The organism is Thermococcus kodakarensis KOD1 (assembly GCF_000009965.1).
In the GTDB taxonomy this organism is placed as follows: domain Archaea; phylum Methanobacteriota_B; class Thermococci; order Thermococcales; family Thermococcaceae; genus Thermococcus; species Thermococcus kodakarensis.
Genome location: NC_006624.1, coordinates 389059 through 404253, shown reverse-complemented (window position 1 = coordinate 404253; position 15195 = coordinate 389059). Strand labels below are relative to the sequence as shown.

Here is a 15195-nt window from a genome sequence, read left to right as displayed (position 1 = left end):
AAGCATTCAAAAAGACAGAATGGGACAGCATAAAAAGATAGTGGCAAGCGATTAAAACACCATCAACCCGAAACGTATCTTTGAATTTCCGAATAAAGCTCCCCGAGAACCTTTATGTAATCCTCAATCCCTTCTTCTATGCGGTCCATTATTTCCTCAAGTTCCCTCGTTCTCTCCTCGCTCACAAGGTCCCTGTACTTGCTGACGAGGTAGTGGTAGACTTTGATGCCTTTTTCCGTTGGAAGGAGCTTCTTTCTTCCCTTTGTTTCCACGACGTAACCTCTTCTCATGAGCGTTTCAACGATCTTGGCGTACGTTGACGGTCTTCCTATCTTCCTCTCCTTCATCAGGGCTATTATGTCTCCCTGAGTGTAGAGGGAAACCTTTGGAGCCTTCCACTTCTTTGCCTCAACCACCTTGAGCTTCATTCCCTTCTCAAGCTTTGGAAGCTCCCTGAGCGGCGGCGAGCGCAGTCTTGTCCAGCCGTCCTCGATTATCTCAACGTAGCCTTCAAGCTCGGCCTTTCCGACGCCAGCGTTGATTACGGCCTTCTCGTAGAGTATCTTCGCTGGGGTCATCTGGCTCGTCATGAAGCGCCTGAATATCATGTCGTAGAGCCTGTAGTGATTCCTTGTAAGGTTCCTCGGGAGCTGGATTATTCCATCGCGGATGAGCTGCATCAACCTGCCGGTGTCTATCGGTCTAGTGGGTCTTATGGCCTCGTGTGCTCCCTCCTCTCCCCACGGCCTGGGTTTGAAGTACTTTTCGCCGAGTTCCTGGGTTATGTATTCCTTCGCGACCTCTATTCCGGTGTTGCTGACGTGTGTACTGTCAGTTCTGTGGTAGGTACAGTTGTGGGAGACGGCACCGTTGGAGAGGAAGTTCTCAGTGGTCGTCGTGAAGTCATAGAGCTTTCCGGTGTAAAGTTCTTCTTCAACCCCCTTCACTTTAACCCAGGTAACCCCCGCCTCGACGAGGGACTTGAGGAACTCCTTCTCTGGGCTTTCCTCTGCGTACTCAAGCACCTTTGAGAGTTTGTCCCGTGGAATCTCTCCCTCCGGACGTTTGAGCCAGTTCCAAACGTCGATTCCAGTTTCCTTCAGGATCCTGTTCTTGGTGCCGTTTTTGAACTTCAGCTTTCCGAAGACGGGAGCGACCGGGAGCAGGTCACCCTCAAAGGCCCTCCGCGATGCCCTGTAAACGGAATACGCCTCGTCAAACTGCGCCCTTCTAATTCTAAGGTACGGGTATATTTTCTCCCTGAACTTTTCGAGGCTCCTGTTGCTTATTATCAAGTCCCAAACCCCAGTGCGCTCGTCCCGTCTGAGGTAGTTCATGATGCCGATCTGGTAGAGGTAAACGCTGAGCATTCTGAGGACGTCGCCCCTCTTTGAAGTCAGGATCCCCCTGAAGTTCGGCCCTTTCCTGTCGTTGAGGATGGAGAAAGTTCCATCCGTGTCAAAATAGCCTGCGATCATTGCGTTGATGTACTCCTCACGGAGTCCAAACACGAGCGGGTGGAGCTTTCCTTTTCTCGCTCCAAGTCTCCTGAAGACCTCGGCGATGATTGAGTTCGAGAAGCCAACCTGGTTCGTCGTTTCAAAGACACGGAGGAACGGGAAAACATCTTCGAGTACGGATTTAACGTCCTTCAGGGGAGTCTGGGAAATCAAGACCTTGCTGTCCCTTAGGGTTCCATCGCCAAGGACGAGGCCGAAGACGTACCAGAACCTCCCGTCAAGTTTGAAGTTGGGTATGGGCTTTGAGCCTGCCCTTTGGCGGTAGAGGGACTTCACGTGGGCCTCGTAGTCATCAAGCCCCCATTCCTGGAGAAGGTAGAGGGGAAGGACACGCCTGCGGAGATACTTGTACTTGGTGCTCGTTGAGATCCTCTCCCTGACGATTGGAGCTACCTTCTCGTTGAAATACTCCTCGTCCAGCTCGACCATCACGTCGGTTATTCCGAGCTTTATCATGAGTTTGAGGAGCGTGTATTCATCTCTTCCACGGTGGCCGGTGTTGTAGGCGAAGGCAACGTAGTCTCCTTCCCTGACGTTCTTGGCGGAGACCCAGCCGAGCTTGCCCTCTCTCATCACGAGGAGACCATGGTCGGGAGTTGCCTTAATTTCGTGTCCGTTTTTGAGCTTGATGACCTTAAGAGGCCCGTTCCAGTCAATCTCCCAGAACTTGAGGGCTTTTGCTTCTTTTGGCTTAAGGCCGTTCACTGAGAGCAGATTCCCCTCGGACTTCTCCACCGCATCCTTTATCTCCATGATCCTTCCGTCGGCAAGGCTAACGAGAGTATCGGGTGTGACGCAGAGACCTGCCTCGAAGAGATCCTGTGCGAGCCTCATCGTTTCGGGAGCCGAAAGCTTCAGGAAGGTCGAAGCATCTTTCAGCATCGCGTCCGTAGTATATGGTGGAGCTGGGTTGAGTTCCCTCTCCTCGAGCTGGACTTCCTCGACGGTGACGTATTCAGGCGGCTCTACGTCTTTGCCGTCTTTTCCGAGTTCAATAGTTACCTGTAAGCCGTTCTCAAGGGTCAGGCCGAGGAAGTAAACTTCGCTCTCCGTGAACTCCTTATAGCGCTCGATTATCCAGCCGAGAACCGGTGTCTGAACTCTTCCTGCTGACAGGTTGTAGCTCTCAAAGACCCTCTGGAGCTCCTGGCTCAGCTCGAAGCCTATCCATCTGTCCTCGATTCTCCTAACGATCTGCGCGTTGACGCGGTTCTCGTTGACATCTCTCGCCTCCTGGATGGCCTTCATTATGGCCGGCCTCGTTACCTCGTGGAACTCTATGCGCTTTATGTTGGGCGTGTACGGGGCGAGGACGTTCCTGATGTCCCAGGCTATCTTCTCACCCTCGGTATCGGGGTCGGTCGCTATGAGGATTTCATCAACTTCCTGTGCTATCTCGCGCATAGCAATGACGTTCTCAAGGGCGTCCCTGACATTAGTAGAGCCACAGCGCGGGCACACCCCTTTCTTCTCCCAGTCCACGAACTGGTGGCCGCAGTCACGGCATCTCTTGAGGGTGTCGTAAACGGGAATGAACTTCAGCATGTCACCCTCGTTCTGGATTAGAACGCCGTGATAGCCCTCGTTCGTGACGAGGTCGAACATATGACCTCCGCTGGCCAGAATCGTCAGCATCCTGTCCCCAACGCTTATCTCGTAGGCGACCAGGTCCCCTATCCTCGTCTTGCTCGGCTGACCGAAGAAGTTCGCTATAGTTCTGGCCTTGTTCGGGCTCTCGACTATCATGAGGGCAGACCTGACGAGGTCTTTGACTTTGGCGCTTATTTTGCCCTCCATAACGAGCCTGACCTTCTCTCTGTCCTCGTCTATCTGCCTGAGAATCTCATCGAGGTCAAGCTCCTCGAATGGAACCATCTTGAACTCCTGGAAACGCCAGCGCATCTGCCTGACGAGGCCGTTGAAGACCTTCTCGTTGTCCACTATGAGGACGCTCAGACCCTTCGTGATTCCTCCCGCGAAGAGCCTGCTCGTCCTTCCCGTTGCCTGGATGTAGGTTCTGACGTCGGGTATCTCAATGTACCACTTGCCCTCTTCCTTGACCAGGCTTATGAACGGATCTTCGGCGAGCTTTCTAAGGACTTCCTCGTCTCTGAGAACCCTCCTCAGGAACTCCACCAGCTCGCGGAAAACGCCGAGGACGTGGTTGTGGAACTCGTTTTCTATCGGGAGACCCTCGGCAAGGGCCTCTTCAATCTTTAGGAGCTCGAACTGCGGGATGTTCCTTATGAGCCTCCTCAAGCGGGCGTGGAGCTTTTCGGCTTGCCTCCTGTCTTCCTCACTGAGGAAGTCCATTATCTCGCTGAGCAGGCCTAGGGCACGATATATGGTTGGTCTCTCAAGGTCTATACTAAAGCGGAACTTCGGAACGCCCGTGAAGACGGCGTAGCGTATGAGGTGCGGTAGGTCAATACCCCTGACGAGGGAGCCGTAATAGGTGGCAGAACCTATCAGGTAGTCCGCCTCGCCGTTCTCGAATTTCTCAAGGGCCTTCTTGTTCTTGGACGAGACGAGCTCTATCTTAAAGCCCTTCTCGCTGAGATAATTAGCTAATTCCTCAGCGTAGCCAAGACCCTGATCAACTGGGACGAATATCAGGCCGCCCTTTCCGAGCCTTGTGAGAAGCTCCTCAACGTGCTCCTTAATGTCTTTAGTTGGCTTGAGGTAGCTGTCAACGACATTCCTAAGGGCGCTCCTTCCGCTTCCGACTTCAAAGCCCAGAAGCTCGCGGTAGAGCTTTATCCTGTCGCCCCTCGCGGAACCCGTGGCAGATGCGATTATCATTATTCCAATCTTGTTCTTCCGCTTGAACTTTTCTATCTCCCTCTGAAGCTTTTCTATTTCCCTGTTAAGCCCGTTCAGCTTCTCATTTCTGTCCTCTGAGTTCCCGTTCAGGTATCTTGACATCTGCTTCTTCAGCCTGATTATTTCCCAGGCCTTCTGGATTATCTCATCCGTAAAGCCGAGGAGATAAAGGGAGCGGTCTATGTTCTTGCTCGCCTTAAGGAAAGCGTCAACATCGTCAACGAATATGAAGTCGAAGTGCCTGCCCTTCAGAACCTCTTCGTAGTTCCTGGCCAGCCACTGGGCGCTGGTTACAAGGATGTCGTAGTCCTCGTTTTTGATTCTCTCAAGCATCTCCTCTTTTTCCTTCTTCCTGAGGTTCCCGTGGTAGTAGGCGAGCCTGACGTCGGCGTTCGCGTTCTCCATTATACCCTCTATCTTCCTGACGGTCTGGATGACGAGAGGAGTTGTTGGGACTACTATGTAGCTCTTCTTGCCCTTTAGAGCGTGCCAGACGGCCATGAAGGCGCCAAAGGTGCTCTTACCCATTCCAGTAGGCGCTATGATGGAGAAGCTCCTCCCCTTGAGAAGCCTCTTTACCCAAGTCCTCTGGGCGCTCCAGAACGTAAAGCCTGTGGCTTTCTTGAAGAACTCCTCTATCTCCCTCGTCTGGTTCTCAAGCTGGTATATTTTCTCCCACTCCTTGAGAGTGCCCCTGAGTTTAAGCGCATTCCTCACCGCAGAAACGAGCTGGAAGTAGGAGTCAGCGTGAACGGGTTCGTCGAGGCATTCTTCACACGGGTTCCTCATTACGAGCCTTTCGTCGGATATTCTCCCCCAGCAGTTTGGGCACATCTCCCTGTATACGGCTTTCATGGCCCCACCCTCTAAGTCTTTCTCTGGAAAAGGAGAATTTATAAGGCTTTTCTGGTTCTGCCTTTCAGGGCTTCAAGTTCTTTCTCGATCTTTTCAGTCAGGGGGTAATCAGGGAACACCCGCGCGAACTCCTCAAAGGCCTCTTCCAAAACGTGGAGGTATTCCTCCCGCCCGGAAAGCTCAATGAGTTTCATAGTCCTGAAGAAAAGCCTCGCCGTTTCGCTTCCACTCTCGTCGCGCTTCAGGGCTGATATCAGCTCCTTCACCGAAACTTCGACGGCGAGAGTCGGCACTTCAATTAGAAATTCCCAGACAACGGCCTCAGGGTTAACCTCGGCCAGTTTGGAGTTCTCTGAAAAGTATGCACCGTTTTCGTACGCCCTCCTAACGGCTTCAACGTGTTCGCAGTTGCCGCCCTTCGAACAGGTGCAGAGGCCTTCACCGGTGGACAGGTCAATCTCGACGTAGTACGGGTACAGGCCCAGCACCTTGCCGTGGATCTTTTTCCCGCTCTTCAGAACCCACAGGACGCTTCCCATTTTTACCACTGAGGCTGGTTATTGGAGAGGGCGTTTAAAATGGTTTCGGAGGGAAGGTTTATAGGCTCTGATGACTTATTATTCCTGGTGGTGAACATGGTGGACGTTTTTGAACTCGCCCGGCGCTATCACGACGAACTTGGGGTAAAGGAACCGAGTCTCGCCACAATGGCGGCTGAGATGTTCGAAGATCTCGGCCTCCAGATGGCGGACTTCCTCAAGCAGAACGGCTATTCTATCGTGAGCACCAAGTTCATAGACTACGACAAGAGCCTTGTAATGGAAATAACGAAAGGAGACAGGAGCTTTGAGATAATACTGAGGAAGAGCTAACCTCTATTTACTTAACCCCTATACCTTTAGTTAAGAGGATCGAGAAAAAAGGCAATAAGAGAAAAAATTCAAAATCGCTTTTTTCTGAGGATTAGAGGAACTAGCGCTAGAGTAATGAACATTGCGGGCCCACATATTCCTCCACTGCCGGAACTGCCACCTTTGACAGCGTTGGATGATTCCAGATGAATCTCCTCGCTGATCTTTACACCGAATAGATCTACTGATCCCTTGTAACTCTTTAGCAAGCCTGTTCTCGTATCATATTCCCATGTTTCTATCATATTCTTAACTTTTCCGTCCTCTGGCAATTTTTTGGGGTCTGCGTAAATGTTGTTATCTCCTGGTTCCACATCCCACGGAATGGTTAGGGTATCACCTTCTTTGATTTTTCCTTCATCGCCCCATAACTTCTTGTATTTGTCCAGATCTCCTTTGACGTCTTCAAACCTAATGGTGAACCCCTGATCATCCACATTTATGACGACGACTTTGTACTCTATTGATCCCGAGATCTTCTCGTTGTCTCCTGATGCTTCGAACTTGAGTTTGTACTTTGCCCAGTCTCCAACTTTAAGTGGATACTCGGTGGTAGCGCTTTCAGGAGAACTCTCAGAGGTTCTTTGAGTGGTTGTTGTCTCTTCTGTTTTCTGTTCTAGAGTTTTATTATTCGATTGTGTTGTGGTTGTTTGTTCTGTGGTCTTCTGCTTTGCAATTTCAACTTTCTTTGAGAGTTGCTTATATATTTTCATTGCTTCGACGTACGCGGATACGTAGTCTCCTTGAGACTTCGAAGCCTCAATGATTTTTTGTCTATCCTTAAGGTCGCCTATAGCTACTCCGTACTTGATGGCCTCTGACATCAACGATGTTATGTTCTGCTCTATCTCATCGAGGGACTCTTTGGCCATTGAATTTGCTTCATTAAATGCATCGTTAAGGTACTTTAATGCATTGGTTAAGTCACCGGATATCATTGAATTCTTACCTGACTCAAAGTTAACATCCAATGAGATATCGCTCAGACCAACTGATCTGGCGAGAGAGACTTTGTAATACAGATCTGCAACTTTGTTGGCGAGCCTTGTTATAGCTTCGGTCTGTATTCCTGCTACTTCTTTAGAAATCTTTGAAATCGTACGTGTGTCTGAAGGATCAACACCTTGAAGAGATTCCTCCGCTGAGCTGAGCGTTGTCATGAGATCGCTGACATCAACACCAAGGGAGGAGACATTCTGAAGGAATTCGCGAGTGCTTTCAATGAGGTCTTTGAGGTCTTCCAGAGATACTCCAACGAATATTGGCTTTACGTAGTGCAGATTACGGGCACCGCCAGTACCACCGGTGAATCCAAAGTATGCGGTCTGTCCCAGTTCGGATATCAGGTCTATGTTCTTAGTGTATTCATAAGTGTTATCAATTTTGATGCCAAGTGTCTCTGTATCGGGGTCCCAATAGAACAACATATCATGTTCTTTTTCGTCTGCGAAGCAAACACCGCTTGTAATCTCTTGGAAGTTGCCGTTTAGATAGAGATCAACGCTTCTTCCGATTTCCCATATTCTAAATCCTACTGCTGGCCAAATACCACTAATACCAACACCACTGCCGGTTCCGCCAACAACATTAGTACCAGCGTTCTGGAATCCAACCCAAATGCCATCTCCCCCTCCACAGCGACCTGAATAGAACTTTGCCCTAGCTTGGAAGGTCATCGTTAGATCTACTGGGATCAGATACCACGTTGCTCCCGCTTTGTATCCCTGATCTGGAGTTAACACGATGGCGTTAATGGTTGGATCCACATATGCGTTGCCCACAACATGCCAGTTATCAAAGGAGTTTGCACTTATCAAAGCCGTTGTGGGCATCTGAATAGAGTTCCACTGGATTATGGCCCCTTCTCTTGGATATACAAGGTACGTCTTTCCTTTCATGTCCCCTGTTACGTTAATTGCGGCGTTTCCAAATATGAATGTAAAGCCATCCCTGTTCGTGAATGTCACAAGGAACGAGCCTTCTGCAAGGGGTGTTATCCTGAGACCTCCTGGATCGCCTTCATAAACGTAGGAGTTCCCCTCTTTCTTGATGTTGTAGTTCAGATAACTGGTTGGGTTACCTGTCCAGTACATAACAACTTCACTTAATTCCCAGGGGAATCCTGCGAGGGGGGTCTTTATAGTCCTGCCAATTGAACTTGGAGTTAGTGTGACAGGGTATTCTCCTGCATGGAGAATAGCCCCAGCTCTTTCTGCATATTTTACGGGTGTTATTGCTAGGTTAGTTGCGTTCAGGTATTTTATCTTCAGGATAACCGAGTAGTCAGTCCCGTTCCAGAGGCCAAGAAGGTATTCTCTATTTGTGGTGTCTATCATGAGAACATCGATCCCGTTTCCTATGGTGTAATTGGTGCCAAGGATAGTAATGCTTAGGTGCTTTATGGGAAGTATGGGAAGTGCCATGGTTGCACGATTAAGGTAGTCCCAGCCCCGATTCTGTCCAACATACACTCTGGCTAGTTCGAGAATTTCCCCGGGAATATCAAATGGAACCTCTTCTGAAAGCTGAGGATCTACTTCTTCAACTAGAGCCACCAAAACTGCCGTTCTGTATGGAGCACCATAGATGTCGGGGATTGTAGATAGATTCCTATTAGGTATCCCGCCAGCAAAATCATTCATCCTGCGGGCGATCACTTGCATAACTTGGGGGTTTGATATTTTCTGAATCCATTTCATGACATCAGATTTGCCGAGGGTTGAGTACTTCGAGTTTATATCTTCAAACCTACCATTGGCCACGGCCTTTAGATCAACTCCGTTGTATTCCGGGAGCAGAGTTCTTAGAATCTCGATTGCAAGGATCTCACTGAACAGATCTGTTGAATAGTCCGAGTCGTATGTCTGGATGTTCATGTGCCAGAGAGGACTTCTGTCATCTCCGGGCCAGTTTGTGGCAATACTGTCTAGATAGCTCTTCACGGTGCCATAAGCGATTAGGTAATATCCTTTACCACCTTTAACGCCAGAATACTCTTCTTTGAAGAAGTCTGCACCGACTCGTATCTCGTCTCTTGAAATCCTGACCTCTGACCCGGGAACTATCTTAAGTTGTGGGTTCCACCCGTTGTAATCTCCCCCGAAGAATGTTTTCACCGTACTCTTTATTGTAGTAAAGTAACCTTGGATGCTGTTGCCTGCGGATGCTTTATATGGCACAATTGCCAAGAACAACATCATCACTAACAGAACGCTAGCACGTTTTCTTGTGGTCATTGTAGCCACCTCCGGAGTTTGTCGGCACTCTATAAATCTAGGTATCAATTTAAAGTTTATGATCTGTCATATTGAAAATCATTAAGTTGTAAATAATGTTTAAGTGCTAGGGATTAAGAATACCTAAATCTAAAAACAGAGAGAAAAAAATCTCATTTATAACTGTACTCAAAGACTACTTCCTTCTTTTCTCCAGGGTTCACGGTGAGGCTGAACTCCACGTAGCTGGCAGTTTCGTCAATGGGTTCAACGCTCGAGCTTAGGAGATTCCCGCTCTTGTGGTGTCTAATAATAACGGTTTTCGTATCGTTTCCAAAGTTCTCGACCTCTATCTTTATCTTGTAATACGTCCTGTCATCACTCCGCTGGACGTCCAGCACGGTCGTCCTTCCCTTCAGGTCGTAGTCCCTGCCGATGCCTATTCTCACAACGTCATCCCTCGGCGTGTGCTCTATGCTCATCTCACCGATCAGTAGGGCTCTTCCTTCGCTTTCGCGGTAGACTTCCACGATGCCCGCCGGGAGGACTTTGTCCGTTTTGAAGGAGATCGACTCGTAAACCGGCCGCTCTCCGTCGGCTACCCAGCTCTCGTAGAGGTACTCCCTCTGGAACGGGACTTCCATTGATACGTAGGGATAAACCATCGTGCTCGACGGGTTTATGTTGGCCGTTCCAAGTGCATAGACGTAGAACGCTTCGAGCTTCTGAGGTTCTCCGACGGTGGCCTGGGATGCCTTTTCGTCGAGGGAGTAAACTACCCTCGGCCCTGGTAGGGTCTGGTAGAGCTGAACATCGCCCGCAACGAGGAGAACGTCCGCGCTTTCAAGCCCAACCGCCGTCGGGTTGGTTATGACGACGTATCCCTGGAGTTTCGCTCTCTCTCCTATGTAAAGCTTGTACCTGCTCTTCCAGTTCATCCCCTCAACGCGGTAGATTAAGGTGACGTTGTACTCGCCCTTTTTCTCGGCACGGAGAACGGCGTAGACACTTGACTCGTCAAGGGTTGAGGCCTTAAAGTAAACGACCTTTGCCGGGTCGATCAGGTAGTAGTCCTCACCCTCGACCACCAGCTTTCCGTCTTTGAGGCCGTAGAACTTTCCCTGGATTGTTTCCCCGGTGTCCAGCTTTACCTCAACGTCCATTCCAACGTTGGCGCTGTAGGCATCTTCGTTTGTTCCCCTGCTGAATATTCCGAGGACTTCAACCCCCTCAGGGGGCATAATCGTGACTTCCGCAACGTTGAGCCCTTCCAGCTCCTTTAGGGGAACGTTGTTTAGGCCCTCGTTCAACTCAAGGGTCAGCGTTTTTTCAACGACTCCTATACCCACGGAGTTGTAAAGGGCGACCGCTGTCGTGCCCTCGACTGCCCTTTCACCCTGAAACGAGAAGACTGCCAGCAGAAGAATCACAACGGCGCCAGCGGCAAGAACCCACTTTTTCTCCATAATTTTCACCTCAATAGGAATCGTCTTCAAACTATTTATACCCCCACCATCGGTTCAATCCAGGCCGAACCCAAAGGTTTGCAAATGGAAACCCTTTTAACCGTCCGCTCTGATTGAGGAATGTCAAGCTGATGAGGTGATTGGTATGGACAGGATCGCAAAGGCTAGGGAGATAATTGAGAAGGCCAAGGCCGAAAACAGGCCGCTCGTTGAGCCGGAGGCGAAGGAAATTCTCAGGCTCTACGGCGTCCCGGTTCCGGACTTCAAGGTCGCCACCAACGAGGAAGAAGCTGTAAAGTTCGCTCGCGAAATCGGCTACCCGGTCGTTATGAAGATCGTTTCTCCGCAGATCATCCACAAGAGCGACGCCGGTGGTGTCAAGGTCAACATCAAGAACGATGAAGAAGCTAGACAGGCCTTCAGGACCATCATGGAGAACGCGAGGAACTACAAGCCCGATGCTGACCTCTGGGGCGTCATCATCTACAGGATGCTCCCGCTCGGCAAAGAAGTTATAGTCGGTATGATCCGCGACCCGCAGTTCGGCCCGGCCATTATGTTTGGTCTCGGTGGAATCTTCGTCGAGATACTCAAGGACGTCAGCTTCCGCGTTGCCCCGATAAGCAAGGACGAGGCCCTTGAGATGATAAAGGAGATCAAGGCCTACCCGATCCTCGCCGGAGCGCGTGGCGAGAAGCCCGTCGACATCGAGGCCCTCGCTGACATCATCGTCAAGGTCGGCGAGCTCGCCCTCGAGCTTCCGGAGATCAGAGAGCTCGACATCAACCCGATCTTCGCCTACGAGGACGGCGCCGTTGCCGTTGACGCGAGGATGCTTCTCTGAGGGCTTTTGGCCCTTTTCTACTTCCCATCTTATTGTGCTGTTCCCGTGGAAGATTCTTTTCTGCGCTATCTCATAGTTTACGACGATGCTACGGTCATGACAAATATGTACATCCAAATTCCAGGATTACCGACAATAACTCAGCCGACATTAAACATAATGCTCATTACGTTTTCTACTTCATACCAGAGAAAAGCTTATAAGGTTCGAGAATGTACCTCCTGTGCCATTAAAGCTCTCCGAGGGGTAGCAATGGTCAGGTTCCTAATAAGACTTCATCCTGAGAATGAGCCGTTCCGCATACCATTCAGCCACCAGCACTACTTACAAGGGCTGATATACCGCCGCATTCAGCGCGTTAATCCCGACCTGAGCCTGAGATTACACAACCCTAAAGTTCCAAAACTATTTACGTACTCTCTCTTCATGGGGGAGAGGAGAGAGCTTGCCGAGGATAAGAGTTCTCTGCTCGGCCGCGGAAAGGGCTTCTTCTACTTCTCTACCGTCGTTCCAGAAATTGCGGAGGCATTCATAGGGGGGCTCCTTCAAAACCCTGAGGTCGAGCTGTGGCGGGAGAAGTTCACGGTGGAAGAGGTCAAGGCCTTGGCTGAGCCCGAGAGGCTGAGCGGGAAGAAGTTCGTGACTCTCTCGCCGATAGCCGTGACGACGAAGAGAATCCAGTTCGGGAAGCCGAGGAGCTACGACCTATCACCCAGAGAACCCGAGTTCTACGAACTTGTCAGGGAAAACCTGCGGGAGAAGTACGTCCTCATCTATGGGTCGAAACCGCCTGAAGACTTTGAAATGAGAGTCCTCAACGCCAAGCCGAAGCGCTTCGAGGTCAAGCCGGGAATCTTCCAGATAGCGTGGCATCTCGTGTTCAGGGCCTACGGGGACGAAGGCTTGTTGAGGACGGGCTATCTTGCTGGCTTCGGCGAGAAGAACTCGATAGGGTTTGGGATGGTGAAGGTTGATGCGCGGAAGGAGAGGGTGAAGAAGAAATGGAAAGGAGGTGCGGACCATCAGAAAGGAAAAGAGGCTTGATAAGTTCCTGACAAAATCCGAGGAGCAAAAAACTCAGAGCAAAGATACAGATACGACAACTACATCATCGCTTTTCACGTGGACAGGACATCCATTTACTGACGCAGGACTTGTTGCACTGTTGCTTTTAAGTGGGAAGAAAAAGCCCGAAGAGCTGAGTAAAGAGGACATTGAAAATGTTGTAAATTTTGCTTCTAGGTTATATGCTCGAAAAGAATGGAGTTCAGGGTACATACACGCAATGATGCTCCCAAACAGTGGAATTCTTATGGCAAACCCCAGTATGGCCAAGAAAAGAACACCAGAAGCAATTAAAAAGAATCTCCTCAGTTTGCTCAATGAGAAAGAAGACCCAAGAGCCCCAATATGTGAGATTTGTGGAAGAAGGCACGCTAGGATTAAGCCCGTATATCGCTCCGACTTTCCACTTGTAGGCACTGGAGGAGTTCCGAACTATTTCCCCTCTGGGAAAGATGGGGCAAACATCTGCTCCCACTGCTTATTCCTAGCCCAGATGATGCCATTAGTTGCATATAGGCTCTCTAGGGTTCTTATAATTCATGCATATCCATACCAGCTGATGCTTGAGTTCCACAAGGAGGCTATAGAAGACATCAAAAAGAGCGAACTTGCTTCTACTGCCCGGGACTTCAAGAGGCCTGAAAACTTCCTGTTTGAGAAACTCACAGAGATAGGAACGAAGTTCGAAATCGGTAAACTCGAAAATGCCTCGATTACGCTCTACTACTTCGTTAACAACAATCAGAGCCAAGAAATGGAAGTAATATACATCCCCAACCCAGTTCTCCGCTTCGTCGCCTTTGCGGCCAGAGTGGACAGGGCAGGATGGAAGAAGATAGTCTCAATGGGATGGAACAAAGGATGTGCCAAAAGGCTCTCTAAGAAACCAGAGGAAATTCCTAAGTCTTGTTCTAATGATGTCTACTCAAAACTTCTTTCAGGCGGGAGCATTCTACCCTACTTCATCGATTTCCAAAACCGCAAGGTCAATGCAAGTTGGAGGCTCCTCTCATTTTACTGCTCGGAGGTGTTGGGTTTGGATAGAGAAGCCTTGGAGTTTATTAAAGGGATTGCCGACAGGATTGTGGAAACTGTCGAGAAATTACCCGATAACAAGCTCTCAAGGCGCATCAGGGAGCTTGAGAGGGCAGAGAAGCTCTACCAGTTCGAAAGCTTCTTCATAAGAGTCGAAAAAGATCGGCAGGAGCTTGGCATTCCCGAGGCTCTGATGAGCTTTGATGACTTTGCAAGAATATTGACCAGCTACGGCGAAGATCTGAACGTCTCCTGGAAGACCGTTAAGAATCTTCTCCTTTTCCGCATCTATGAAAAGCTCCATGACAGGCTCATGAAGGCCTCCGCTGAGGAGGTCGAAGCCGAAGAGAACGAAGAAGAATTTGAGGAGGGTGGTGAAGAATGAGGTTCGCAACAGGGCTGGTTTTGATAGACGCACCCCACTCGGCGCTGAACATGCTTGGCATAGATGAAAGCCTCGCGGACAGGAACGTTACGAGGGTCAAAACCTTTAAACGCGGCGGAAAGCGCTATCCCTACGTCTCCTCGCAGGCCTGGCGCTACTGGTGGCGTTCCACTCTGAAAGAGCACTTCAACTGGGAGCTTTCACCGCTTTACAGGGAGCAGAAGCAGGTGTTTACGGCAGCAAACCCACTCAAGTACCCTGACGATGACGTTTTTGGCTATATGAGGGCCTTCAAGAAAGGCGGCGTTAACGTAACAGTCACAAGAGTCTCTCCGCTTAAGAACACCCCACTCATTTCGGTTCTCCCTGACAGGAACTCCCTAACAGTTGACGAAGGCTATGCTTCAAGACACGAGGGCGATCCCGTTCCCTATAGCCAAGAGTTCTATTCCACGGTCTTCAAGGGTGCATTCTCATTAGACTTAGATGCAGTTGGGCGCTTCACAATCATAAGCAAGGCGGGCTTCAAGAACCTTCTCACGAGAGAAGATCTCCCTAAGAACAGAAACAAAAACAACGAAGAGATATTCCAGGAAGTCGAGGAAATGGAAAAGCTTGCTAAAGAGCTTGGAGTCCAGATGAACGAAAAAGAATGGGTTATGCCCTCTGAGATAAGGAAGAAACGCGCGAGTGAAGCCATAAAAGCCCTTCGCCTCCTCTCGGGTGGAGCTAAGCAGACGCAGTACCACACGGACATAACACCCAAGTTTGTGCTCCTCCTTAATGTTGAAGCAGGAATAAATCCGTTCATAAGCGACGTAGTCTTCGAGGACAAAGGAGACATCAAGTTTGACGCAGAAGCTCTATCGAAGAGGCTGGGCGACCTTAGGGATGTCATTCCAGAGGGAGCAAAGCTCTACCTTGGCTATGACGAGGGCTTCGTTAAGTCCCTTGGCTGGGATATGAACGATATCGTCCAGAAGCTTGAGGAGAGCGGTATTGAAGTGTTCCTCGGAACAGTGAAGGAAGCTATAGAGGAGTTCGTGAAAGAAGTCGAGGCGTACTACGGGTGAGCC

Annotated in this window: 9 protein-coding genes; 5 read left to right on the top strand and 4 right to left on the bottom strand. The window is 49.9% G+C overall.

The genetic code is table 11. The features are described from left to right. Positions 1-62: 62 nt before the first annotated feature. Together rgy and TK_RS02315 are read right to left on the bottom strand one after the other, a co-directional pair. Complete coding sequence (gene rgy / locus TK_RS02320; RefSeq protein WP_011249425.1) at positions 63-5198, bottom strand: reverse gyrase; 5136 nt, start codon at positions 5196-5198, stop codon at positions 63-65. Positions 5199-5236: 38 nt separating this feature from the next. After that, positions 5237-5737, bottom strand: coding sequence for a hypothetical protein (locus TK_RS02315; RefSeq protein ID WP_048053664.1), 501 nt, complete (start codon positions 5735-5737; stop codon positions 5237-5239). Positions 5738-5836: 99 nt separating this feature from the next. Between TK_RS02315 and TK_RS02310 the strand changes: the two genes are divergently transcribed. Next, positions 5837-6070, top strand: a complete 234-nt coding sequence (locus TK_RS02310) for a hypothetical protein (protein ID WP_048053807.1) — start codon at positions 5837-5839, stop codon at positions 6068-6070. 68 nt (positions 6071-6138) lie between these two features. Here the strand turns inward: TK_RS02310 and TK_RS02305 are convergent, their stop codons facing one another. Together TK_RS02305 and TK_RS02300 are read right to left on the bottom strand one after the other, a co-directional pair. After that, on the bottom strand, positions 6139-9345 hold the full coding sequence (locus tag TK_RS02305) for a lectin-like domain-containing protein (RefSeq protein WP_011249422.1): 3207 nt from the start codon (positions 9343-9345) through the stop codon (positions 6139-6141). A gap of 152 nt (positions 9346-9497) precedes the next feature. After that, the gene (locus TK_RS02300) at positions 9498-10790 is read right to left on the bottom strand and encodes a DUF4139 domain-containing protein (protein WP_048053663.1); all 1293 of its coding nucleotides are present in this window, start codon (positions 10788-10790) and stop codon (positions 9498-9500) included. Between the two features lie 145 nt (positions 10791-10935). Here TK_RS02300 and TK_RS02295 point away from each other — a divergent pair, with 145 nt between their 5' ends. The 4 genes from TK_RS02295 to cas7i all read left to right on the top strand — a co-directional run bounded on the left by TK_RS02295 (position 10936) and on the right by cas7i (position 15192). Then, positions 10936-11634, top strand: coding sequence for an acetate--CoA ligase family protein (locus tag TK_RS02295; RefSeq protein WP_011249420.1), 699 nt, complete (start codon positions 10936-10938; stop codon positions 11632-11634). 252 nt (positions 11635-11886) lie between these two features. Then, positions 11887-12678, top strand: coding sequence for a CRISPR-associated endoribonuclease Cas6 (gene cas6, locus TK_RS02290; protein ID WP_011249419.1), 792 nt, complete (start codon positions 11887-11889; stop codon positions 12676-12678). Further along, positions 12647-14119: a type I-B CRISPR-associated protein Cas8b1/Cst1 gene (cas8a1, locus tag TK_RS02285; protein WP_011249418.1), complete on the top strand. Its 1473-nt coding sequence runs from the start codon at positions 12647-12649 to the stop codon at positions 14117-14119. Before cas6 ends, cas8a1 begins: the two co-directional genes overlap by 32 nt. Further along, entirely contained in the window at positions 14116-15192 is a 1077-nt protein-coding gene (gene cas7i / locus TK_RS02280; protein WP_011249417.1) for a type I-B CRISPR-associated protein Cas7/Cst2/DevR, read from the top strand. The genes cas8a1 and cas7i overlap by 4 nt, the downstream gene beginning before the upstream one ends. Positions 15193-15195 lie beyond the last annotated feature (3 nt).

Bases quoted from the DNA above. Each gene is read 5' to 3' on its own strand.
- rgy (WP_011249425.1), bottom strand. From the start codon at position 5,198: ATGAAAGCCGTATACAGGGAGATGTGCCCAAACTGCTGGGGGAGAATA.
- TK_RS02300 (WP_048053663.1), bottom strand. From the start codon at position 10,790: ATGGAGAAAAAGTGGGTTCTTGCCGCTGGCGCCGTTGTGATTCTTCTG.
- cas6 (WP_011249419.1), top strand. From the start codon at position 11,887: ATGGTCAGGTTCCTAATAAGACTTCATCCTGAGAATGAGCCGTTCCGC.
- cas7i (WP_011249417.1), top strand. From the start codon at position 14,116: ATGAGGTTCGCAACAGGGCTGGTTTTGATAGACGCACCCCACTCGGCG.
- TK_RS02305 (WP_011249422.1), bottom strand. From the start codon at position 9,345: ATGACCACAAGAAAACGTGCTAGCGTTCTGTTAGTGATGATGTTGTTC.
- TK_RS02315 (WP_048053664.1), bottom strand. From the start codon at position 5,737: ATGGGAAGCGTCCTGTGGGTTCTGAAGAGCGGGAAAAAGATCCACGGC.
- TK_RS02295 (WP_011249420.1), top strand. From the start codon at position 10,936: ATGGACAGGATCGCAAAGGCTAGGGAGATAATTGAGAAGGCCAAGGCC.